The organism is Flavobacterium sp. KKT103 (assembly GCF_055640565.1).
Genome location: NZ_CM145766.1, coordinates 3,084,437 through 3,109,833, shown reverse-complemented (window position 1 = coordinate 3,109,833; position 25,397 = coordinate 3,084,437). Strand labels below are relative to the sequence as shown.

Annotated in this window: 15 protein-coding genes; 4 read left to right on the top strand and 11 right to left on the bottom strand. The window is 36.5% G+C overall.

The features are described from left to right. Positions 1–458: 458 nt before the first annotated feature. From ACZ2G0_RS13375 to ACZ2G0_RS13340, 8 genes are all read right to left on the bottom strand, one after another. Positions 459–1,886 (bottom strand): L-serine ammonia-lyase, encoded by a 1,428-nt coding sequence (locus ACZ2G0_RS13375; RefSeq protein WP_470308022.1) that lies wholly within the window; start codon positions 1,884–1,886, stop codon positions 459–461. A gap of 171 nt (positions 1,887–2,057) precedes the next feature. Beyond that, positions 2,058–4,355 carry a translocation and assembly module lipoprotein TamL gene (gene tamL / locus ACZ2G0_RS13370; protein ID WP_470308021.1) on the bottom strand — a complete coding sequence of 766 codons (2,298 nt, stop codon included), beginning with the start codon at positions 4,353–4,355 and terminating at the stop codon, positions 2,058–2,060. A 17-nt stretch (positions 4,356–4,372) separates the two neighbouring features. Further along, the gene (locus ACZ2G0_RS13365; protein WP_470308020.1) at positions 4,373–9,346 is read right to left on the bottom strand and encodes a translocation/assembly module TamB domain-containing protein; all 4,974 of its coding nucleotides are present in this window, start codon (positions 9,344–9,346) and stop codon (positions 4,373–4,375) included. A 253-nt stretch (positions 9,347–9,599) separates the two neighbouring features. Further along, positions 9,600–10,853, bottom strand: a complete 1,254-nt coding sequence (locus tag ACZ2G0_RS13360; protein WP_470308019.1) for an ABC transporter ATP-binding protein — start codon at positions 10,851–10,853, stop codon at positions 9,600–9,602. 324 nt (positions 10,854–11,177) lie between these two features. Next, a complete protein-coding gene (locus ACZ2G0_RS13355; protein ID WP_300285626.1) occupies positions 11,178–11,615 on the bottom strand; it encodes an acyl-CoA thioesterase in 438 nt (145 codons plus the stop codon). A gap of 138 nt (positions 11,616–11,753) precedes the next feature. Continuing rightward, the gene (locus ACZ2G0_RS13350) at positions 11,754–12,146 is read right to left on the bottom strand and encodes a DUF1398 domain-containing protein (RefSeq protein WP_470308018.1); all 393 of its coding nucleotides are present in this window, start codon (positions 12,144–12,146) and stop codon (positions 11,754–11,756) included. 121 nt (positions 12,147–12,267) lie between these two features. Next, the gene (locus ACZ2G0_RS13345) at positions 12,268–12,717 is read right to left on the bottom strand and encodes a hypothetical protein (protein ID WP_470308017.1); all 450 of its coding nucleotides are present in this window, start codon (positions 12,715–12,717) and stop codon (positions 12,268–12,270) included. Between the two features lie 368 nt (positions 12,718–13,085). Further along, positions 13,086–13,775 carry a DUF2461 domain-containing protein gene (locus ACZ2G0_RS13340; protein ID WP_470308016.1) on the bottom strand — a complete coding sequence of 230 codons (690 nt, stop codon included), beginning with the start codon at positions 13,773–13,775 and terminating at the stop codon, positions 13,086–13,088. Between the two features lie 425 nt (positions 13,776–14,200). Between ACZ2G0_RS13340 and dnaK the strand changes: the two genes are divergently transcribed. After that, positions 14,201–16,081, top strand: coding sequence for a molecular chaperone DnaK (gene dnaK / locus ACZ2G0_RS13335; protein WP_470308015.1), 1,881 nt, complete (start codon positions 14,201–14,203; stop codon positions 16,079–16,081). 125 nt (positions 16,082–16,206) lie between these two features. On the opposite strand, the gene ACZ2G0_RS13330 is transcribed toward dnaK, so the two are convergent. Then, positions 16,207–16,884, bottom strand: coding sequence for a carboxypeptidase-like regulatory domain-containing protein (locus ACZ2G0_RS13330; RefSeq protein WP_470308014.1), 678 nt, complete (start codon positions 16,882–16,884; stop codon positions 16,207–16,209). Between the two features lie 129 nt (positions 16,885–17,013). Next, positions 17,014–17,916 carry a Brp/Blh family beta-carotene 15,15'-dioxygenase gene (locus ACZ2G0_RS13325; RefSeq protein ID WP_470308013.1) on the bottom strand — a complete coding sequence of 301 codons (903 nt, stop codon included), beginning with the start codon at positions 17,914–17,916 and terminating at the stop codon, positions 17,014–17,016. A gap of 116 nt (positions 17,917–18,032) precedes the next feature. On the opposite strand from ACZ2G0_RS13325, the gene ACZ2G0_RS13320 reads away from it, so the two are divergent. Beyond that, positions 18,033–18,758: a bacteriorhodopsin-like gene (locus tag ACZ2G0_RS13320; RefSeq protein WP_300285732.1), complete on the top strand. Its 726-nt coding sequence runs from the start codon at positions 18,033–18,035 to the stop codon at positions 18,756–18,758. Positions 18,759–19,186: 428 nt separating this feature from the next. Here the strand turns inward: ACZ2G0_RS13320 and ACZ2G0_RS13315 are convergent, their stop codons facing one another. Then, positions 19,187–21,742 carry a zinc-dependent metalloprotease gene (locus ACZ2G0_RS13315; RefSeq protein ID WP_470308012.1) on the bottom strand — a complete coding sequence of 852 codons (2,556 nt, stop codon included), beginning with the start codon at positions 21,740–21,742 and terminating at the stop codon, positions 19,187–19,189. A gap of 333 nt (positions 21,743–22,075) precedes the next feature. Here ACZ2G0_RS13315 and corA point away from each other — a divergent pair, with 333 nt between their 5' ends. Beyond that, positions 22,076–23,146, top strand: a complete 1,071-nt coding sequence (gene corA, locus ACZ2G0_RS13310; RefSeq protein WP_470308011.1) for a magnesium/cobalt transporter CorA — start codon at positions 22,076–22,078, stop codon at positions 23,144–23,146. A gap of 104 nt (positions 23,147–23,250) precedes the next feature. Continuing rightward, on the top strand, positions 23,251–25,344 hold the full coding sequence (pta, locus tag ACZ2G0_RS13305; protein WP_470308010.1) for a phosphate acetyltransferase: 2,094 nt from the start codon (positions 23,251–23,253) through the stop codon (positions 25,342–25,344). Positions 25,345–25,397: the final 53 nt, after the last annotated feature.

Sequence of the window (25,397 nt, the reverse complement as noted above, 5' to 3'; positions counted from 1 at the left end):
CAAAATACAAGCTGTTTCTAAAAGAGGTTAGAACCTAAAAAAGTTCATTTTAAACTTAATTAAGCTACTGCTAAAGGGTTTCGCGTGAAGGATGGAGGCTTTGTATGAGCTCTCCCAATTTTTTTCGGGAAGCGAGTGCCGAGAGCCTGACGCTACTGCAATGAAATGGAAGTAGCGGCACGTCCAAAAACCTAAAAATGGGTTAATTGTACAAACAAACTACTATCTTTCAGGGAAAATACAAGATGTTTCAAAAAGAGGTTAGAACCTAAAAAAGTTCATTTTAAACTTAATTAAGCTGCTGCCAAAGGGTTTCGCGTGAAGGATGGAGGCTTTGTCTGAGCTCTCCCGATTTTTTTCGGGAAGCGAGTGCCGAGAGCCTGACGCTACTGCAATGAAATGGAAGTAGCGGCACGCCCCAATTTTTAAAATTCACAAAATAAAATACAAAGATACAATTAACAATCGGCCATGTTTACGGCTATAGCAAGTCCGCCTTCGGAGGTTTCCTTGTACTTGTTATTCATATCTTTGGCCGTTTCCCACATGGTATTCACAACTTTGTCTAACGGTACTTTGGCGTTTTTCGGGTCGGTTTCAAGCGCTAGTTCAGCCGCATTAATCGCCTTGATGGCACCCATGGTGTTGCGCTCGATACACGGAATTTGAACTAGTCCGCCAATAGGGTCGCAAGTCAATCCTAGGTGGTGCTCCATAGCAATTTCGGCCGCCATTAAAACTTGCTCCGGCGTACCGCCCATGAGCTCACACAAGGCTGCAGCTGCCATCGAGGAGGAAACGCCAATTTCGGCTTGGCAACCGCCCATCGCTGCTGAAATAGTAGATCCTTTCTTGAAAATACTGCCTATTTCGCCCGCAACTAGCAGGAATTGCTTGATTTCTTTTTCGCCCGCTTGGTGGTTTTCGATAACCAAATAGTACATTAAAACCGCCGGAATAACCCCTGCGCTACCGTTAGTAGGCGCCGTAACCACGCGTCCTAATGCTGCGTTTACCTCGTTTACCGCTAGGGCAAAACAAGAAACCCATTTTAAGATTTGGCGGAATTTCACCTCGGTAGTTCGAATTTCTTCCAGCCAGGTTTGCGGACTGTTGTAATTCGATAATCCAATTAAATTTTGATGCATATCAAAAGCTCTACGACGCACATTTAGACCACCAGGTAAAATCCCTGAGGTGTGACAACCAATGTACATGCACTCCAGCATGGTATGCCAAATACGCAACAATTCGCTATGAATAACTTCCTCCGTTCGCATGGATTTTTCGTTTTCATAAACGATTTCTGATATTTTTTTGTTTTCGCTTACGCAAAAGTGAAGTAGTTCTGTCGCTTTTTCTATTTGGTACGGAAAAGCACATTTAATAGCTATTTTTTTCTTGGCATTAACGCGTTCTTCTTTGACTACAAAACCACCACCAATGGAGTAGTAGGTAGCTGTATGTTTTTTTCCCTCTTTGGTGTAGGCGGTAAACGTCATACCGTTAGAATGAAACGGAAGAAACTCTTTATTAAAAACGATTTGCGTAGTAGGATCAAACGGAATCAAGCATTCGTCTCCCAATTTAATTTGCTTGTTTTCTTTAATGGTTTTGATGATTCCATCGATATTTTCAACGGGAATATACTCCGGATCTTGGCCACTAAGTCCTAGCATTACGGCAAGGTCAGTAGCATGTCCTGTACCGGTCAACGATAACGATCCATAAAGGTCGATACGTACTTGATTAATGGTCGGAAGCAGGTTTTTTTTACGTAATTCTTCAAGGAAGCGTTCGCCGGCACGCCACGGCCCGAGGGTGTGTGAGCTTGATGGTCCAACACCTATTTTAAGCATATCAAAAACAGAAATACATTCTTCCATAGTACATTAATTTGGTTCCAAAGATAATTGAAATAAGCAATAAATAGGCTTGATTTTAAGTCAAAACCGATGAATTGCTTGTTTTTATTATTGGATTATAATTATTTCGTAAAGATAATAGTAATTTTATTTTTTTCGGTTTGCCAAAATTAAACTGCTAATGGACTCGTTTTAAAACGGATATCCAATGGCAAGGTTAAAAACGAGGTTGTCCTTGCGCCAAGAACTATTTCCAAAACTGACCTGATCAAGTACCCAACGATTACCATCAGCTAAATAGGGTTTCCGAATAGGGAAGGCCAAATCAGTACGCAGCACTAAAAACGAAAAATCAAATCGCAATCCCGCTCCAACACCCACAGCCAGCTCTTTCATAAAATCTTTAGATAATTTAGCACCGGGTTTATCAGGGTTGTCCTTTAATAACCAAATATTACCAGCATCTAAAAATACAGCGCCTTTAACCAAACCGTAAATTTGTCCGCGGTACTCTGTATTGAATTCCAGCTTAAAATCACCGGACTGATCCGCTAGGAATCCTCCGCTATTGGTTGCTGAGCCGTTAAAGGTTCCGGGACCAATAGATCGGGCTCTAAACGCTCGAATACTATTCGTTCCTCCATTAAAAAACTGCTTGATAAAGGGCATTTCAGTTGAATTACCATAAGCTAAACCTGCGCCTACAATCACTCTACTAGCTAATTGTGATTCTTTACTTAGTTTGAGGTAATGACGCAGCTCACTTTCGACTTTAACAAATTGACTAAAAGGGACATTCAAGATTTCTTTGGTTTTGCCTGCATTCGTATTAGCGCCCGTCACTAATCCGGTTACATTGCCTGATAAATCCAAGCTTCCTTTGTAGTAGAAAGTATGTTTTTTACGGTTTTGCATCGTATTTGTAAAAGTGTAGGAGTAGGTAGGACCAAAAATCAATTGCTTTTCAATTACTTTTCCTAATGAAGCATTAGCATCAATTTGTTCTTGGTACAATGCCGTCACATTTTGCGGACTGGCATAGGTGATTTCAGTTAGGTTCAATAAATGTTCCTTGCGCTCGTTCTCTTTCCATAAGTAACCAAAGGATCCTTTAAAGGTTTGTAAGGAGTAGAGCTTGGTTCGGTTTTGGTATTCATAGCCCAAAGTAGCTTTGGTCTTAGGAACAAAACCACTAGCCGATTGAAATTTAAAAGGAGCAATGATGCGCGGCCAAATCATGTTAGCTTCGGTTCCAAAACGATAGACATTAAAACCATTATTTTGCCCTGAAACTTGTACCTCAACACCTCCAAAAGCAGATATGGTTAGCTGTTCCGCACCTTTTAATAAATTGCGATTGCCCCAATTCAGATTCAATTCGGTTCCGGTATAATTGGCTGAGTTGGTTTTAGCTAATAATTCCAATCGGATGGATTTTTTTGGTAATGGTGTTAAATAGTAGTAAGCATCTAGATAATTTCCTGTTGTGTCCGCTACCTTAAAGGAGTTTTTTACAAATTTAAAAGTCCCCAAGTTGACCAAGCGATTTAAAGATAAATTATGATCAGTTCGGTTGTATAAATCGCCTTTTGTAAAGTAGAGCGTACGGTCGAAAATTCGCGGTTTAAAAAGATTATCAGGATCAATAATCGTAAAATCTTTGTATCGAACAATGCTATCACTTGTGGTAGTCAATTGGTCTGAATTGATGGCGTAATTAGGATAGACTATTACTTTGTTGATTTTGTATTGCTCTTCTGCCAACTTTGGTGTTTCGTCTTTTATTTTGACGATTAAATCGACTTTGTGGTCAGCAACGGTGCTATCAACCTGTACTTTGATGTAATCGGCATTAAAATAATAGAACCCTTTTTCTTTGAGTCGGGCATCGATTCGTTCACGCTCTTCTTTTATAGCGTCGAGGCTGTAGCCAGCACCTACTTTTAGTACGCTTCGTTTTTCCGATGTACGAATAGTGCTAGCAAGCAAAGAGCTGTCTTGAGGAAATTGTACGGAACGAATCGTGTACTGCTGCTTGGGAATCACGGTATAGGTCGCATAAGCTGTTTTACCGCGTCGAGTAGAATCAGCAGAGGCTTTGGTATTAAAATAGCCATTGTTTTGGCTGTAATTCTCTAGTACTTTTTTAGTGTATTCTAAATCTACTTTGCTATATAAAACAGGCGGTTCACCGACTTTGTTTTTCAACCAGTAGCGAAATCCTTTTTCTTTTTTTGGCGTTCCAGCCAAATTATAAAAAAACAATTTGGGTCTGATTCCTAAAAAGGAGCTATTCGGCTCGGGACGTGTCAATTCTTCTAATGCCGCTTGAATTGCTTTTCGTTCACTTTTAGGAGTAGCAACGCCTTCTACTTTAACTTTAGCTCCGGTGTATAGGAGTTCGCCTTCGGGCAAATTTTTGGTACCACCACAACCGTAAAAAAATAGTGTAGCAAGTATTAAATAGGGAATAGGGGTTTTGATTTTCATACTATTGATCGATCTCCTTATTTCTTTTTTGATTTTGATTTTTCTTTATCAGTTTTACTTTTTTGAAACAGTTCTTTGAATTTATTGTAATCCAATGTCAAAATAAAAGCAACTCCCGTTTCAATTACTTGTCCTTGCAAAGCCACTTGGTATTTATTTAAGCGGTAGGCTTTTAACTTATAACGGCCGTCCTGCGATAATTGATATTCTACAGCTACATCTCCGGCGATATTATTGGTAGTTTCATTCGCTTGCTGTGGTCCTTCAAGCCCAAAACTGCTTCCCACAGTAACCTTTAAGCGGTCGTTCAAAAGCTTTTTAGAAACCCCCACACTGAGGTCGGTTTTATTTTCTACTTGTCCCGTAGTGTAATCTTGAGCAGTATTTAAGTCAAAGTTCAATTCGACGCCACTAATCAAGTTACCAGCAAGGTTGTTTAGCTGTTGCGACAATATTTTACTAGCACTTTCTCGCGCAATTGAAGCTACTGAGCTACCGCCTGCTTCACTAGCAAACGGATTTTCGCCAATGAATCGGTTTAGTAAAAGCAATGCAAATACTTGCTTGTTCAATTCATCAGGTTGCTGACGCAGTTGCGTTAGTTTGGACTGGGTGGTATTGATCACTTCAGCCGAAACACTGTTGTTCCCGTCTGGTAAAACGATGTCGAAACTAATATTCGGTTTCATCAAATCGCCCTGCATTTTTAATTCGGTTTCAAAAGGAATTTTTTGCTTGTACGTATTTCTTACCGCATCAGTAGTACTGGCCAGTTGGTCATTAACTAAATCGATTGGTGCCGCTAGATTTTTGTACACGGCTGTTATATTGACATCGGCGGCGGTTGGTTCACCCGTCCAAAGAATGTAGCTTCCTTCTTTAATATCAAATTTACGTTTGATGAAATTAAAGTTCATTTCATAAGCTCCTTGGTTCAATTCATAGCGACCGGTAAGCGTCGTTTTTCCAGATGGATCGATGCCACCATTTAGCTGTGCTTCTCCTTTTAATTCAAGGAAATCACCATTGGCTTTATCGATAACAATACTTAGAGACGCATCTTTGTCTACTTCGATATTTACCGAAGCATTGATACCAGTAATGCTAGTTTGACTTAAACTTTCATCGACAGCAATTTTAGTAACAAGTACGGGATTGTCTTGGTCGATGAATTCCACAATACCTTCGCGATCCGCAATCGACGGATCCGATTGCGGCATCACGATGGTAAATTTAGTGTCTTTATTGACCTTGATATTTCCTTCAACTACAGGACTGTTTAAATCTCCCGAAATCCTTAAATTATTATCAAGGTACATCTCGCCGTAAAACAAATTATTGTCTTTTTCCTTCGAATTCAACGCTTGAAAATTAGTAGCATCGACTGTTAATTGAAAACCTGGATTTGATAAATTACTAGTATTCAAGGTTCCGTTAATTGTTAGGTCGTTGTTCTTTTCGTCCTTGATTGTAAAACGATTAAATGTAACCAAGTCATCACTGAAACGAATTGGATCGTTCATCGATTGAAAGGCAGCATTTAAGGTAGTAACCGTAAATCCGATATCGTTTAATTTTAAATCCCCGTTCAGTTTAGGACTGCTGCTGTTTCCGGTAATAGTAAATTTTCCGTTAAAGTACCCTTTACTGTCCTTGATGCTCCCAAAAGTAAAACCTTGAATACTTTTCAGGTTTAATTTGGCAAGGTCTAAATTGAGCGCTAAGGCACCATTATCAATTTTATACGTTCCCTCTAAATCGACTTGATTTCCTTGTCCCGTAATGTTGATGTTGGTATTTAAAGTATTGGCCGTTGCATTGTCAATTTGGATTTTAATATCCCCAACTGTATCTTTTTTGAAAGCAAACTCAGTTATATCAAGGTGTGCGGTAAAAACAGGACTAGTACTCAAATTTTTAACCAAAGCATCTCCGTTGATGTTTCCGTTAAATTGCAAGTCGCTTTTTTCGACCATGCTACTGATTGTTTCAATTTTGAAATCTTTGAAATCAATAGCCAATGGAGCGTTTTCTTGGTTGTTTTGCGATTGAATTTTAATACTACTACCGGATTTGCTCAACTCAAAATTTGAGGCGTTAATTCCTTTAGCACCCAAAAGGATCGTGTTTTCAGGGTCCACAGTCCAAGATTCGTAATTAAGTAGCAAGTTTTTAGGATCTAACTGAATTTCAGTTCCCTTATTGCTTGCTTTGAGGACTCCCGAAAGAGTGTAACGATCCTTGTCCTTGCCGTCTTTTAATAGCAAGTCATAAGCAAGAACGTTATTTTGCACCGTACCCGAAAGAGCGGTAAAAGGCAATTGAAATTGCTCATTTTGAATATCGTCTATCGTTACATTATAAAGCAGTGCCTTATCCTGCGAATCCACTTTTACGGTTGCATTGGTAATGGTATTGGTTCCGTAAACCAACTTTGGTAAAGCTCCATTTAATACAATCGAGTCATTAATGCTGTTGTAACGTCCGGATATAGCTATTGGTTCCAAACTTTTTAGTTCTGGAATCAATTTGATTAAAAGCGGACTGTCGGCAATTTTTACGTCAAAACGTAATGATTGGTTTTCACTGTTTTTTTGTTTGGAAGGCGCTCCTGTCGCATAGTAGGATGCAACTGAATTAGAAATGGCATCGCCTATTTTCGACAGTTTGTATTTCCCATCTACGGTAGCATTTAGAAATGGAGATTTAAAAACTAAACTGTTCTTTGCAGCATCATTAGTTGCGATTAAGGTAATCGAGTCGGTTACAAATTGCTCTTTGGCATCAGCCACAGTCAAATTCAAAATACTAAATGTACCATTGAGGTAGTCAATGTCAGCCGATTGAATATCAGCAACTACATTCCCTCTTATTTTTAAAGGCCCTGCATGCAGGTTTAATTTTTCAAGATCGGCAATATCAATATTCAAATCAATTTTACCTTTGGGATATTTGTCTTTAAATCCACCACTCGCAACCAAATCAAAACTGAGATTAGGATCCGTACTGTTAGCAGTTGCTTGGAACAAACCATTGTTTATTTTGCCGTTTAAAGCGAGATTTTGGTAGGTGTATTTGTTGTAATACAATTGCTTAATTGTTCCGTTTAACGTCGCATTAGCTGTTTTTGGAGCTAAGCCAGTTCCTTTAATGCTAGTTTTTAGACTCAATTTTCCTACCTCTGGATTTTTAATCAGTTTACCAAGATCAAAATTTTGTAGCTCGGCTGTAGCATTATACTTTTCTCTGTTTTTGACTTGTTGGTTGAACTGTCCTTTAATTTTGGCACCACCATACGAACTACCTAAAACAAGGTCCGTGTAAAAATCTTGGATGCTCCCTTTAAAACTCCCTTTAAGATTAAAAGTAGTTGGCAGCTGAATGGTATTTGGAATAGTGTTTTTAGGTACAAACGAATTCAAGTCTTTTGCAGTTGATGAAAAATCGTTAATAACCAAGTCAAATTGCGCCTTGTCTACGTCAGGTAAGCCGGTTATTCTTCCGCTAGCGCTCACCTTGGTTTTACCAATGCCACTAATTTCAAACTTAGGAATCGCTATGTTTTTTAATTTCCCACCTACTTTCGTGTCAATATTTAGGATAGCATTTGGGTTGTCTTTAAACGGATTGGTATCGGCTAAAGTGGGAACAAAAACTAAAATGTCTTTAAAACCAATTGTACTTTTTTGCAAATTAGCATTAATACTCAAATCACCTAAATTTTTAGAAATGCTCTCTATTGAAGGATAACCAATTTCAATTTGGTTTTTAAGTAACGTTTGTGGTGTCTTTAAATACAAATTCTTAAAGAAGGCATTTTTGCGACCATAGAAAACATCGGCTGTAAAGGCTTGTATGTTAAGACCCGTTTGCTCTTTTACTTTTAAGGACATAACAGTTGCCGCAGTACTAATACTGCTATAATGGATATCTTTTATCTGAGTACTTAAACGAGAAAGCTTGAGGTGGTTGTAATCGATTCCTTTTGGCGCTTTGGGAGCATTGTTATCATCAAAATCAAACCCTAAACGATCTACATTCAGTTGTTTTATCTTTACTTCCCAGTTGTTGGGCTCGCTATTGGCTGCAGTAGTTTCAGCAATTACTTTTTGGATTTTTCCAAAGGCGAGTTTCCCTTGCGCATCAGCAAGAGCGATTTCATTGATTAAAATAAATTGGTTACTTAAATCGGTTTTATCAAACTTTACAAATAACTTCTTAAAATCGACCGCTGTTTGTAAGCGACTTTTTTCGTCTTTAAAAGCGATGTTGATTTTAGAAAGATCTATTTCGCCTAAAAGTAGTTTTAGATCAGGTGCGTTAGTTGTTGCCGAAGGTTGAGAAGTATTTGCTACTATACCTTGCTGATAATTTAAATTAAGCCCTTTTATTTTTATTTTAGGCACTGCAAAGTCCATTTGCTCTAAGTCAAAATTTTCTATTCGGGTATCAAGATGCTGCAATTGTACAGCCAGGTTCCTTTTTGCGAAAGCATCATTATAACGAATAGTGATTGTATCAAGATTGATTTTGCCTAAAGTAATAACGAGCGGTGGGCTAGCGGCGGTCGTGTCTTTTTGGGGCGAAGCAAAAGCTTTAATGAGATAATCAAAGTTAAAGGTGCCTGCTTTATTTCGATTTACAGTGGCGCTGACACCATTTAAATCAATAGTACTGATGGTAAGTTCATTACTTATTAAGTCCAATAAACTGATGTCTACGGCTATTTTTTTTCCAGCTAAAAGGGTGTTTTTCTCTTGGTCTTCAACCAATACGCCTTCTAAAATGATTTTATGAGGAAACTCTATTTTCAGTTTTTTGATGTCAACCTTGGTTTTCACCTTAGATTGGACATAAGTAACAATTTTATCTTTGGCAAAATTTTGAACTGCAGGAAGTTGAATAGCAATAAGTACGACCAATAGCAGTACAACAAGGGTACCTATTAGCCAGGAAAGTATTTGTAAACTCTTTTGTAAGTATTTTTTCAAATGGTAATTATTTTTTTAAATATAATCGATTGTAATTCTGGCCTATTTTTAGAATTGAATACAAATATCAAACTTTATATTCGTTTTAGCTTACAAAATTTAGCTTAAACCTTCTAATTTAATGATTAAGAAGGATAGATACTATTCTTTAACGTGTGATCATACTTTTAATTATCTTTAGGATGGAACATTCAAAAATAAAGGAAAGTAAAAACGTAAATTTAGGACCTTTTTATAAATTATTTGTAGAGAATTAAAGAGACATGGTACTAGAATGGTATTGTTTTCCTAGCGAACCGTTTTCGGACGGAATTAGTTCTAAAATTGCCGTAGGATGCAAGTTGGTTTCGATTCTGTGAGAAACATACAATAAAGTCATTGTAGTTTTTGAAACTATAGTGTTGATTAACCGAATGACTAATTGGCTGTTTTCATCGTCTAGACCTTCTAAAGGCTCGTCTAAAATAACTAAAGGAGGATGTTTTAAAACAGCACGAACAATCAGTACTAAGCGCTGCTGACCAATGGATAGCTGCTTAAAAACAGTATTTTTTAAATGACTCATTTCGATTAAATCGAGCCACTGACTCGCTACTTTTATTTGTGCAGTAGTGGGTTGGACGTACAAGCCTATCGAATCGTAAAAACCAGATAGAATCATTTGTTCAAGAGTATGGTCTTTTTGATACAAATCGGCCATTGCAGTCGAAAAATAGCCTATGTTCTTTTTTATATCCCAAATGCTTTCGCCACTACCTTTTTTACGACCAAATAAGTACAGGTCTTGTCCGTAGCCTTTAGTATTCTCGCCCGTTAGCAAAGATAAAAGGGTGCTTTTTCCTGAGCCGTTAGGTCCTGTAAGTTGCCAAAATTCTCCTTTTTTAATCGTCCAATCAATAGCGTTTACAATTTTCTTATCCTCATACGATACAGATACTTGGTTCATTTGAATCAGAATAGTCTCCTCAAATGAAGTACTTTCCAAGGGAGGCGGAATTGCTAAAGGATAGTTGTTTTTAAGAATGTCCTTTTCTAGAGCAATTGGGCGTAGCGCAAAGGAATCTGAATACACTTCTAGGTTATTATCGATGAAAGGCAACAAATCTGCTTTACGATTCACAATCTGAATGATAATCAAGCTTGATGCTAATTGTTTTAAAGTTAGGAGCAATTCGGACCGTGTATTTTGATCAAGATGATCCAACGGATTATCTAATAAGATATAGTCTGCTTTTTGCTGCAAGCAGTAACGGAGGTACGCTTTTTTTTGCTCGCCAGATGACATGCTGCTTAATTTTCGTGTAGCAGAGACATCGAGGCCTTGATAGTCATATTGATATTCTTTTTTGATAAAATCTTTTATGGCGATATCCGAAAACAAGAGCCCATTTAACTCGTTCAAATAAGACAATTCAGCGGGAGCATCCTGTGAAAGAATGCTTTTAATGAATTTTTTCTTATCGACAGTGTTGGATAACAATAAGTTGCAATGGGCACTAGTTTTCATGGAATCGATGCTATTACTATTTTTACGGCTCACCGAAATGGCCTTCCGATAAAGATTGAGAACGTAACCTATTGTTTTTGAATACGATCACATTTATTTAGTTCTAAATCTTCTATTTGATATCATTGCTGCATTTATTTATCAGAAGCTTTTTCTCTTGAAAATGTACTCCTAGAGTGTGCATTCTTGAAAAAAGCGGACTAATTTTCTATACTATTTTTGTCAGTAAAAGTAATCCTATTGCTGTTTGATTTACAGCTTTTCTTTTTTCTGATTTCGGTCTACTAATTCTGTTAGCGGTTAGATCTCAAAATAAAATGGCGTTTAAACTATCGTAAAACTAGCCGATTTAGGAATATTATTCATGGCATCGGTAGCCATTTGTGGAACTGGATTAGCTAATTTGCGTAATTGGGTATCCATCCAAGCACCATCTACTGTTATTGTCGCACAAACCTGGTCTTCGGCATTTTTAAATTCATGTACAATGGTCCATCTTGAAGCATCGGCAGTCATTTTAGAAATGGTGGTATGCAAGAAAATTACATCGGATAATTTAAGTTCTTTTCGGAAAACACATTCCTCTCTAAAAAGAATCGGTCCAAAGTGATGAATCTGAAAAGCTTTCATGGTCAAGCCTAAGCTTTCTAAAATTTCAATACGGTGTTGTGCACCAAAGTCGTAATAGGCACTGTGACGCACATGAAAATTTGGGTCTAAATCAGACCAACGAAAAGATAATTGTTTGCTAAAAGCTGTCATTGGGGTGTTTTTTAAATTGTATTGGGGTAAAATTAGGGAATTGAATTCGGAAATTCTTTAACATGTCATTTATTTAACGGAAAAAAGCGGCATTTTGCGTTCCGTTCGAATAACGATGATTGTGCCACCATAGGTGCTTTATAAAGGAATGTTTTCTATTACAATAGGATGGTTATTGGTATCCTTATAGGTGCAAGTCATTTCCAAAATATCTATTTGCCAGCTAGCAATACCGCATTGCGCAGCCTGTTGGCAAAAGGTATAATAATCAGTTTGGCCGTCCTGATGCATTACCAAGTATTCGATAAAACGCTCTTTGTTAGCAGAAGCTGCAATTGGTAAGGCTTCATATTTTTTATCAGTGCTAGCTTCATTAGTGGCGTCGCCATAATAGCGAACGCGACCATCAGCGACAATTGTGTCATAGCCTTTAACGCCAAGTTGAATTAATTCCTGAATGTAATTGGGGAAATCAGCTCCTGTTTGTACTTGATCGTACGCTGCTTTGATTTTTTCTAGGGTAAACATCATGTATGGTTTTGAATAGTATTCTTTACGGGATAAAGTTACGCAACTATTTGAATTGGACAAGAGGTTAGGAGGAGCAATAAAAAAAGGAGCTCTTAAAAAGAACTCCTTTAGGTTTTATGTTTTATCTTTTGTTTTCATATCGGTAACGATCATTTGAAGCGTACCTTCTCTCTTTTTCTTTTTTGTATTTTACCTTTTTGTAAACAACTTGGGAGGGTTGTCCTTTGTAACCTCTATAGTATCTTGTTCTATCTTGGTTAAAGTTACGGTACGGTTGGTTTCCATGGTAATCATTGATGGCTACACGGTACCCTGAACGAACATTGTAATTACGGTACTGTACAGGTAAGTAGGTAGTACGTCTCCAATTGCCACGCTCTTGGTAGATGTATTGATTGTGTCGTACATCGAAATAGGTTTGAATGTCTGGCAGGTAATAGTAATCTGTAACTACTACGGGTGCTATACGCTGCACTGGAGTCCCTACATTAATGTTTACTGATAATTGAGCATTTGAGGTTGTTGTTCCGAGTAAAATTATTCCAGCGGCTATAAGTTTTAAAGTTTTCATATCGTTTGAATTTAAATGTTATTGTTAAAAATTGTAATCTAGTTGTATATACGATTACAGTAAATCCAACAACTGTGCCATAGCGCTATATTGGTATGCTATTGGCTCTTTACAGTACCAATAGCTAGTGTTTTTTAAAGTGTAATTAATTGTAATTTAGAGAGTTGTTTGTTTTTGTTTGAAAAAGTTAAAACAAAGTTAAGGATAGGTAAAGCCCATGAGAATACCGTTTTTTGATACCTGTTGAGTACGGAGACGAAAGCTAAAGAGCTTCATACAATAGGTGCTTCAGTTACTTTTTACAAATAAAGACGGTCTGCCCAATGTTGCATTTGAATAGAAACTTAAGCAAGGTGTATTACTACTTTTTATATCAAACTAACTCCATTGGCATCCGTGGTTAAAACGATACTCAGATAATCAAAAAAGGGACGAACATCTTGAAAAAGTAAATCGATAGTGTGTAGAAAGTCGGGTTGCAGGATTTCTTGATCGGTAAAATGGTGTTTTACTATAAATTGTTTGTACCTGATTAAATCGATAGCTTCATGCTCTTTTGGAAAACCTTTTGGGAAAGTAGGTACTTGGTTACCGGTAAGTGTTCCAAAACTTTGCTTTATTTTTTTTGAGTCCAAAATTTGCCTCCAAGTTGCTGGATTTTGTTCGATGTCTTGACGGATTCTTTTGAGATCGGCAGGATTGGGACTAAAAAAGCCGCAAGCCAAAAAGTTATTGCCAGGTTGTAGGTGTACATAATAACCTCCGCGTCGTTGAGCAGAGGCGCGCTGGAAACCAAAAGCAAATCGAGGTTTGTAAGGCGCTTTGTTGGCACTAAAACGAACATCATTATAAATGCGATACAAGCTTTTTTTGCCTGACGGTGTTGCGAGTGCATCATGCTTGCTCATGGTGTGAAGTAACTCCTCTACGAAAGTAATCATGTTTTCGTGTGCGCTGGTGTACCGGCTTTTATTTTCGGCAAACCAATCGCGGTTGTTGTTTTGGGCTAGATCGCTTAAAAAAGTTATGGTGGAAGGATGTATAATAGGTGTACTCATAGAAGCTGAAAAATAATTTAAAATAGGAGCAAGATGCAAGATGTTGAACTCTCAAATTTAGGGAAGTTTTTTATCGTTGTTGGTTGATTGCTGTTAATTTTTTTTAATCATTCGAATGGGAGACGAGCTGTGAAGCTATGATTCGTTTTTTTTAGCCCTGATAGCAGCGGCATCCTTTTTATTCGCCGCTGCGAATAAAAAGATAGAGCGAATAGCAGGAATAAGCTCCTAATAGAAAGTAAAGTAGGTAGGTGAATGCGGGAATTAAGCCTATGACAGCTAGTTAAAATGTCATGTTGGCAGATGTTTTTCCGCCATTTTAACAAAAACTGACAATTAATAGAGGGGTTTTAGCTTGGCACAGAGATTGCTTTTAAGACAGCAAGTAGTAAAAACGAATATACAATAAATTAAATATATTAAAAATGGGTAAAATAATCGGAATTGATTTAGGTACTACAAACTCTTGTGTTTCTGTAATGGAAGGTAACGAAGCAGTTGTTATTCCTAACGCAGAAGGAAAAAGAACTACACCATCTATCATCGCTTTTGTTGAAGGTGGAGAAATTAAAGTAGGAGATCCTGCAAAAAGACAAGCAGTAACTAATCCAACTAAGACTATTGCTTCTATCAAACGTTTTATGGGACAAGGTTTTGGTGAAGTTTCGGCTGAAGCAAAAAGAGTTTCTTACAAAATTGTAAAAGGAGATAACAATACGCCACGTGTTGACATTGATGGTCGTTTGTATTCTGCTCAAGAATTGTCAGCAATGACTCTTCAAAAAATGAAAAAAACTGCTGAAGACTATTTAGGTCAAACAGTTACTGAAGCAGTTATTACTGTTCCTGCTTACTTTAATGATGCACAACGTCAAGCTACGAAAGAAGCGGGTGAAATTGCAGGTCTTAAAGTTATGCGTATCATCAACGAGCCAACTGCTGCGGCATTAGCTTACGGATTAGACAAAAAAGGAACAGATCAAAAAATTGCTGTTTACGATTTAGGTGGAGGTACATTTGATATCTCGGTTCTTGAATTAGGAGACGGAGTTTTTGAAGTATTATCTACAAACGGAGATACTCACTTAGGTGGAGATGATTTTGACCACGAAATTATTGACTGGTTAGCTGACGAATTCAAATCAGAAGAAGATATTGATTTACGTTTAGACCCAATGTCATTACAACGTTTAAAAGAAGCTGCTGAGAAAGCGAAGATTGAATTATCATCTTCTACTGAAACTGAAATCAACTTACCATACGTAACTGCTACAGCTTCAGGACCTAAGCACTTAGTTAAAAAATTAACTAGAGCTAAATTTGAGCAATTAACTGATTCATTAGTAAAACGTTCAATGGCACCAGTTGCTAGAGCGTTGAAAGATGCAGGTTTATCTGTTTCTGATATTGACGAAGTAATCTTAGTAGGTGGATCTACACGTATGCCAAGAATTGCTGACGAAGTAGAGAAATTCTTCGGTAAAAAAGCGTCTAAAGGAGTTAACCCTGATGAGGTTGTTGCAATTGGAGCAGCTATTCAAGGTGGAGTTCTTTCTGGAGATGTAAAAGATGTATTGTTATTAGACGTTACACCTTTATCTTTAGGTATCGAAACTATGGGTGGAATCATGACTATCCTTATCGAGGCTAACACGACTATCCCAACTAAAAAATCTCAAGTTTTCTCTACAGCTGCAGATTCTCAACCAACTGTTGAACTACACGTTCTTCAAGGAGCTAGAGCAATGGCTGCTGATAACAAAACTATCGGACGTTTTAACTTAGACGGTATTCCACCAGCACCAAGAGGAGTTCCTCAAATTGAGGTTTCTTTTGATATTGATGCAAATGGTATCATCAAAGTTTCGGCTACTGATAAAGGAACTGGAAAATCTCATGATATCCGTATCGAAGCTTCTTCTGGATTAACTTCTGAAGAAATCGAAAGAATGAAACAAGACGCTGAAGCTAACGCTGAGTCTGACAAAATTGCTAGATCTAGAGCTGAAAAATTGAACGAAGCAGATGGAATGATTTTCCAAACTGAAACGCAATTGAAAGACCTAGGAGATAAATTAGCTGATGATCATAAAGTTGCTGTAGAATATGCATTGACTGAATTGAGAATGGCACACCAATCTCAAGATCTTACTGCAATCCAAACTGCTCTTGATAACATCAACGCAGCATGGAAAACAGCTACTGAAGCAATGTACGCTCAAGGAGAACAAGGTCAAGCTGCGGCTGAGCCTCAAGCTGCTGAAGGTGATAACGTTCAAGACGTAGATTACGAAGAAGTAAAATAATTATTTCCCGTAACAGTGCGCTTCGCACTGTTACTATAAATACTAAAGCCGTTCACAATTTGTGAACGGCTTTTTTTATTTTATCAAAATTACAAAATGAGTATTATTGGGGGGTTGATTTGGTTTTACTTTTTTCTAAAAAGTCTTTTAAAAAAGGAGGGCTTTTTTACATAAAGGACTTCACCTAATAGCATTTGCTCACTAGGATTTAAAATAATTTGAAGGTTCAAACTATTTTTAATTTCAACGGTTTTTTGTTCATATCCAAGGTAGGAAATGAGTAATTCGTCTGATTTTTTCGCTTGGATGGTGAAGTGACCATTATCATCAGTAGTAGTAGCTATTTTAGTTCCTTTTACCTGTACGTAAGCTCCGGGGAAGGGATGTTTCATTTCATCCTGTACCGTTCCGGTTATATTGGTTTTACCTAGTGCATCGTTTGTTTGGTCCGGACTTGCTTTTTTTAAAACAGGCAATTGTTCAGTTGGTGCTAGTGATTGCTGTGCATTAGCGGTTGGAGTACCTAAGCCAATTATACTTAGTAGTGAGGCAACAATCCAGATTCTAGTCGGATTCGGCTCCGTTGGGTTAATTAAAGCTCGATTGAGTTGATTAGTAGAAAGACGACCACAAATGGAATTATTTGTCTGCAGTGCGCTTAAAATAACCGCATCTGATGCCGAACTAAAGTCAATTACAGTTTTCTGGCAGCTTGCGCAGTACTTACCTGTTTCATTGTATTCCATTTCTTCCCATCGCTGCTGGCAAGGTTGTGGGATGCTAAGGGTAGTATTGTTTTTCATAGGAAGGCTGTTTTACAAGCTCATCTTGTTCTCAAATCTAACTATAATAGACGACTTTTTAAAAAGTATTTTTGTTTAATAAATTTATTTAATTATTAGACACTTAATATTTAAAAGTGCCATTACGAATTATGTAATTTTGTCCTCCTCTTTATTATGCATCATATTTAAGATTACCAGCACATGAGGAAAAGTAATCGCTGCCAAGAAGGAGAAAAATAAGGCATTGAAAATTTCCTGATCATTGAAGAGTAAATAGAGTAGCGCAATTCCTAAAATTGAGGCTAACCAGTACATAAATCCATTTTTTATATAGGTTTTAAAATGTTGTGCGGTTACGGAACCGTACATGAAATTCATCTGTTCAATAATTGAGGGAACACTATGCCAAATGATGAAATAGATTGCAAATCCCCATAGTAAAGTCGAAGTCTTAAATATAATTGCAAATACAAGGAGATAAAATAGTTCTTCTATAATTCGTGATCGAAAAGAGTTGAATTGGATACCAAAGTAAGCAGTTATGCTTAAGAATAGTAAAATTGTAGTTAGCAGTATTTCAGATATATATAAAGTAGGTACTTGAAATCGTAGTATAGCCGAAACTATAGTGTTCACTTCCTCAGCATGGAAGAAAAATAGCAGAAACAGAATTAATATCCCATATAAAAAAGGGTATAAAGCTAGTAGAATAGCCGAAGTATTGAATTTAAAGTACAATCCTTGTTGGTCTCCAAAGTGAAAGGCGCTAACAATAATAAAAAGCAGTAACGCCAGAATGGGTATAAAATAAAACAGTAGTAAACCTAATAACACGACTATAATATAATAGACTAGGTTTTTTTGAAACGAATTGGATTTTTTGCTGTTGTTTGAGTTCTTAATTAGGATTAAATCATTAGCTCCATGCAGGATTCCGATGGTAAAAATGAATGCAAACGCAATTATTATTTCAGTTTTTTCTGTAAAAAACGAATTTAGCCATAAACAGAAAAAGCTTGCCACTATTGCGAAATGTGTATATTTTAGCATGTTCAATTATATTTTTCATAAAAATAGTAAAAAAAAAAGTTATCAAAAAATTTCTAGTTTGTTTAATTATTATTACATTTACTTAAACAAATATATTTAACCCTTAATTATTTATTATGACAAATTTTATGTTAGTTGCAGGTTCGATTGCTAAGTTGTCTCCAACAGACTACGTAGGTTTTACTTTTTTTGTAGGTTGTATGGCGATGATGGCAGCGTCAGCATTTTTCTTTTTATCATTGAGTCAATTCGATAAAAAGTGGCGTACTTCCGTTTTAGTTTCCGGTTTAATTACATTTATTGCAGCAGTCCATTATTTCTACATGAGAGATTATTGGGCTTCATTTGGAGAATCTCCAACGTTTTTCCGTTACGTCGACTGGGTATTAACAGTGCCGTTGATGTGTGTGGAGTTTTATTTAATTTTAAAAGTAGCAGGTGCTAAGCAATCCTTACTTTGGAAAATGATCATTTATTCAGTAATCATGTTAATCACCGGATATTTTGGTGAAGTGGTTTACACGGATATGGCTGCTTTCTGGGGATTTGTTTCTGGTGTTGCTTACTTTGCTATAGTTTACGAGATTTGGTTGGGTTCAGCTTCAAAATTAGCTGCTGCAGCTGGAGGAGAAGTTTTAAAAGCACACAAAATCTTGTGTTGGTTCGTATTAGTTGGATGGGCAATTTATCCATTAGGATACATGATGGGAACAACAGGATGGTACAACGGTATCGTACCAGCTGGTAACATTGATGTTGCTTACAACATTGCTGATGCAATCAACAAAATTGGTTTTGGATTAGTGATTTACACATTAGCAGTGAAATCACAAAAAGATTAACCTACTTTTTTTTAATAGTTTTTTTAGAGGAAGAACCGGGCTATATTTAGCTCGGTTTTTTTTTGTTTTCATCTTTTCTATTTGCGGAAGAAACTACAGTTGTACTTTATATAGTGTGTAGATTTTTGTAGGATAATAAAATAGCGAATAGTATTTTAAGTATTCTAGTTTTTGCGACTTCATTTATTATGTAACTCGATGATTACATTTGGTTTCTAATAATAAGTTCAATTTATTGCATTCTTATTCTTAGCAGTTATTTAATGACTACATTATTTCTCATAGATGCTGCGTGCTTATGTTTACGCAAACGGGTAAAACCGCTTTGATACTTTTATTTTACCTAGTTATTCGCTGTTTGATGAATGAAAAAATCCGTTTCAGTACGAGACTGAAACGGATTTTAAAAAGATCTTATAAACTACTTATTACTTCGGATCTAATGCTTTCTCAATACGGAAAGCTAAATCTTGTAAATGCAATTTTGATAATTTGTCAGTAGACTGTGCAGCTGCTACTTTCAAAGCGCTTTTCAGACTAATTAACTGTCCTCTAGTTATAGATGGCAAGTCGGTTTCATTTAAGTCTAATTGTCTAGTTCTTGGTCTTGAAGAAGATCCAACCGGATTTGAACGTACTGAAGTGTTACCTGGAGTAAGCAAATCACACAATTTACCAACATATAATTTTTGTAAATTACGACGGTAAATGTCGATAGGAGCATTGGTTTTTAACTCTGTGAAAATACCATTTCTTAAATCGCTCATTAAATCATCTACTGAGTAGTACTGTTTCCCTTGAGAAGAAGCTTCCATTAGGCGTACCATTCTGTCTCCAGCCAAAACACTATTCAAAGTTGATTTTTGGATTTCTTTTATGGCTTCAACACCATTATCAGGGCTAATTTTAGAATAGATATTTTGATCCATTAACCATTTTGGAGTTGCGAACAATTGAGTGTTTAAAAAAGTTACTGCTTCCTTTTGCGTAGCTTTAGGTACAATTTCAAATTGATTTCCTCCCATGTCGTAAGTAGTTGGTGTATCATAAATACCACCAATATTCTTAGTTACATGTCCCATATACCTTCTAAATTGTCCTGTTAAAGCACTGTACATGTCGTCAAGTTCAGAATAACTTTCTCCTTTTTCAGAGCTCCATTCGATCAAATTAGGAAGGATTCGTTGCAGGTTTTTAATTCCGTAAGCCGAAGCTTTCATAGCATTATCTCCAATATCTTCTGTTTGATATCTTGGATCGTAAGGACTTGTTTCAGTTCCAAACCACAAACGACGGTTTTTGTATGCTTCTTTAGTCATTTCATTCAAGATTCCTTTTTCTTCCTTCTCAGTTTTAGCTTCTGGGAAATAAGAATAACCCCATTTGATTGCCCATTTGTCGTAATCACCAATTCTTGGAAAGAAATTAGTTACCCCATCTTCTGGCTGTGCAACATAGTTAAAACGAGCGTAATCCATGATAGATGACGTGTGTCCGTTTTTAGCTTGGTAGTCTTTGTCTCTTAGTTTTTCTACTGGTGTAGCTGAGCTCGCTCCCATATTGTGACGAAGTCCTAAAGTATGTCCCACCTCATGAGAAGAAACAAAACGAATTAGTTCTCCCATTAAGTTATCATCAAATTGTTTTTTTCTTGCTGAAGGATCAACAGCAGCAGTTTGGATCAAATACCAGTTTCTCAACAAACTCATGATATTGTGGTACCAACCAATATGACTTTCTAGAATTTCTCCCGTTCTAGGATCATGTACGTTAGGTCCGTATGCATTTTGAATATCAGCCGCGAAATATCTTAAAACAGAAAAACGGGCATCCTCTAAACTCATTGTAGGATCATTCTCTGGCCAGTATTCTCCACGGATAGCATTTTTCCATCCAGCCGCTTCAAAAGCAACTTGCCAGTCATCAATTCCTGCTTTGATGTATTTTTTCCATTTGTCAGGAGTTGCTGGGTCAATGTAATAAACAATTGGTTTTGCTGGTTCGATTAGCTCGCCTCTTTTTTGTTTTTCAGCATCTTCCGCATTTTTAGGCTCCAATCTCCAGCGTACCGCAAATACTTCTTTTTCTGATTTTTGAGACTCTTCTTCAAACACATCATATTGGTTTGCGAAAAATCCAACACGAGGATCAAAAGTTCTCTTGCGCATTGGCACTTTAGGCAAAGCAATCATCGAAGTATTCAATTCTACTGTCAAAACACCTGAATCTAATGCCGAAGGTAAGTTGGTACCAATTCTTGGCGCCGGACTTAACGAAATTAAATTAGGAGTTGTTGCATACGTTTTTACCGTTTTTATTTCCGTGTTGATTGGGAAACTGCTCACTTTTTGAACAAAAGAGCGGTCTTTTTGAAATGCTTGGATGCTTAAAGATTGTTTTTTCATTGGATCCAATGAAAAAGTTTGAACATCTCCCTCAAAAGTAGGTGTCATGTCAATCACATAAGCTGTTTCTTTTTTCCCACCGTCTTCTTTTTTAATAGCTAATATATCATAGCTACCAATAATTGGATCAGTAGAAGAATTCTTAACCGCTTGTGCCATTGGTTTTCCTTCGTCAGGAGACATAATCACATAGGTTACTGAGCGTAATAAAATGGTATTGTTTAGCCCTTTTTCAAACTTGATTACTTGTCGGTTTACCTCTTCACCACCAAAAATTCCTCCACCAGCAGGTGTTTTGGAGAAACGGGTAATAGTCATGATTTCAGTGTCAATTAGGGCAGCTGGGATTTCAAAAAGGTATTTGTTATCCACTTTATGAACATCAATTAATCCTTTTTGCGTTACCGCAGTCGAGTCAATTACCTTTCCATAAGGTTTTGGCCCTTTTTTTTCTTCTTTTTTAGGTGCTACTGCGGCAGTAGCAGGCTCATTTTTCTTTTTTCTTTGAGCAAAAGTTTCCGTTGTATTACAAGTACAGAGTGCAAGTGCAGCTAGTACTGTAATTTTAAATTTCACCATATTGGTTAAAAGGTTAGGGGTTAGTATTATAGTTTTAGCATGTTATGCTTCGTTTTGCTGTAAATTTAAATATTATATTTAGAATTATCAACAGATTGTTAGCAAGTATGCAAGAAACTATGAGTCGTTGTAAATTGTTTTTGTTACTGTTTTTTTTCTGTTTTTTTTTCGATAATTAATTTCTGCTTTCCTAAAGCCTGATACTGTTTATAATTGTAGCCAAAGAATAGCGAAATAAAGCTTCCTAAATTTCAAACAACTCCTTAATTTTAATGTTTAATTTGGGAATTAATGCCAAAACTATTTTGTATTATTACTAAACATAATAGGGATATGAGAAAAATCAAATATAAAAAAGGACGTAAAACCACGCCCAATCATTTAGAATACACGGGAAGCCACAAGCAGTCGCAGTCTCACATGCAATTATTTGTGTACAATGATACTGAATTTGCAGAATATCAAGAGATTGTACCAAATGACTTTAAAAAATGTATTGATGGCACCCAAACTAATTGGCTAAATATTCACGGCTTAAACGATATTCCGGTAATTGAAGCTATTGGAGCCTTTTTTCAGATCGATAATTTTTTACTCTCCGATATCTTAAATACGACTCGAAGAACCAAACTCGAGGAGTCAGCAAATAGTCTTTTTTTTAATATCAAATCGATATTGCCAGCAGAAAACTCAGATAATATAAGTATCGAGCAAATTAGTTTTTTAATTAAGGAAGGTGTTTTGATTTCGTTTCAAGAAAAGAGGAGCGATTTTTTTACGCATATCAGAGAACGCATTAGAACGCACACGGGAATCATCAGAACTAAAAAGGCTGATTTTTTACTGTACTTTTTGTTAGACGCCATAATTGAGAACTTTTTTATTACCATTGAAAACGAGGAAGACAAAGTAGAGGAATTGATAATTTTATCGAAAGCCAGTGCAGACCCCAATATTTTAATCCGCATTGAAAAACACCGTGATAATTTCAGTTTCTTAAAACGTTCTATAATTCCGCTTCGTGATTCGCTTTATGGCATCAAATCCCTACGTGAAGATGACTTATGTAATGTGATTGAAAACGAAACCTATGTTTATTTTTCTCGTTTGCATCAAAAATGTTTGGAACTTTTGGAACAAATAGAAAGCGATATGGGAATGCTCGAAAGCGCTTCTAATTTCTTTTTTTCGTCACAGTCTCATAAAATGAATGAGATCATGAAGACACTAACAATCGTATCAGCTATTTTTATTCCTTTGACGTTTATTGCAGGAATATATGGAATGAATTTCCAACATATGCAGGAGTTAAGTTACCATAATGGTTATTATACGGTCATTACTATCATGTTTTTAATAGTTATTGGAATGATAATTTATTTTAAAAAGAGAAGGTGGTTTTAGCTTATACTTAATAGAAAATTAAATTGTTTGAATAAATGTAAGCAAACCAACGAATAAAAAAAAGCACTTTAACGCTCTGATTTTAAGAAAATAAAAATATAGAAATGAATAAAGCAGTTTATATAGCAACAAGTGAACATAATAGTGGTAAATCCATAATCACATTAGGACTGATGAGCATTTTAATTGGTAAAACAGCTAAAGTGGGCTATTTTAGACCAATTATAGAAGATTTTGATGATGGCAAAATTGATAATCATATCGAAACGGTCATTTCTCATTTTAGCTTAGACATCGCCTTTGAAGATGCCTACGCTATTACTAAAAGCAAATTAATCAAAAAGAAGAACAAAGGTAAGATTGGCGAAGTACTCGATCTTATTATCGAAAAATATAAGAAATTAGAAGAACAATTTGATTTTGTATTAGTCGAAGGAACCAGTTTTAGCGGTGAAGGTACCGTTATCGAACTCGATATGAATGTATTGATTGCTAAAAATTTAGGCATACCTACTATCATTGTTGGCTCAGGTGTAGGTAAAACACTCGAAGAACTTATCGATAGTTTGTATTTAGCCTACGACTCTTTTAAAGTTAAGGAGGTTGAAGTGTTGGCAATAATTGCAAATAAAGTCCAATCAGAAAACATTAAATTAGTAACAAATGGATTAAAAGGAAGTTTGCCAAAAGAGGTTTTAGTTAATGCAATTCCTATAATATCAAGTCTAAATCACCCTACGATCAAAGAAATAGTAGACGAGCTAGATGCTAAAGTACTTTTTGGTGATGCATTCTTAAATAATGAAATAGGTAATTTTAGTGTTGGAGCTATGCAATTGCGTAATTACTTGTTGCATTTAAAAGAAAATGCTTTGGTAATAACTCCCGGAGATCGAGCAGACATTATTTTAGGAGCTTTGCAAGCTAACGAATCGGCAAATTATCCTTCGATAGCAGGAATAGTACTAACAGGAAATATAGTTCCAGAGGAAAGTATTTTAAAATTGATTGAAGGACTAACCAGCATAGTGCCTATTATTTCAGTTGAAGCCGGAACGTATCGTATTACGAATAGTATTGGGAATATAAAGTCCAAGATCTACGCAGACAATACTGTGAAAATTGAAACTTCGATTAATACCTTTGAAAAATATGTCGATGTCGATGATTTATCTGCAAAGTTAAGTGCCTTTGAAGCCGAAGGGATGACTCCTAAAATGTTTCAGTACAACCTTGTCAAAAGAGCGCGTAAACACAGGAAACATATTGTTTTACCTGAAGGCAACGATGAACGAATCATAATCGCTGCCTCTAGATTACTTACAATGGATGTTGTTGATATAACTATTATTGGCGATAAGAAGCAAATAGAAACTAAGGTAGCCGAGTTAGGATTGGCATTTGACTTTTCGAAAGTAGCCATTGTTAACCCTAGAGAATCGGAGCACTATGATGATTATGCTGATACTTATTACCAGCTTCGCAAAAATAAGAATGTTAGTATTACCATGGCAAGAGATTTAATGGAAGATGTTTCATATTTCGGAACCATGATGGTGTATAAAGGTGATGCTGACGGAATGGTTTCGGGAGCAGCACATACTACCCAACATACGATTTTACCAGCTTTACAATTTATTAAAACAAAACCGGATGCAGGAATTGTATCTTCTATATTTTTCATGTGTTTAGAGGATAGAGTATCGGTTTTTGGAGACTGTGCAATTAATCCCAATCCTACTGCAGAGCAATTAGCTGAAATAGCAATATCCTCAGCTGATTCCAGTATGGCTTTTGGTATAGAACCAAAGATAGCAATGTTATCCTACTCTTCAGGAACATCAGGAAAAGGGGATGAAGTTGATAAAGTGCGACAAGCCACTCAAATTGTTCGAGAAAAGCGACCTGATTTAAAAATTGAAGGTCCAATTCAATACGATGCGGCAGTCGATATGACTATAGGTAAAAGTAAAATACCTAACTCAGAGGTTGCAGGACAAGCAAGTGTACTTATTTTTCCGGATTTAAATACGGGTAATAATACTTATAAAGCGGTCCAGAGAGAAACAGGAGCGTTAGCAATTGGTCCTATGTTACAAGGTTTAAACAAACCTGTAAATGATTTAAGCCGCGGCTGTACGGTTGATGATATCATTAATACAGTAGTAATTACGGCAATACAAGCTCAAGGACTGTAAAACAGTTGCAGTATGCAAGGTTGCTACGTACATAGTAACGGAATGGTAAAGCT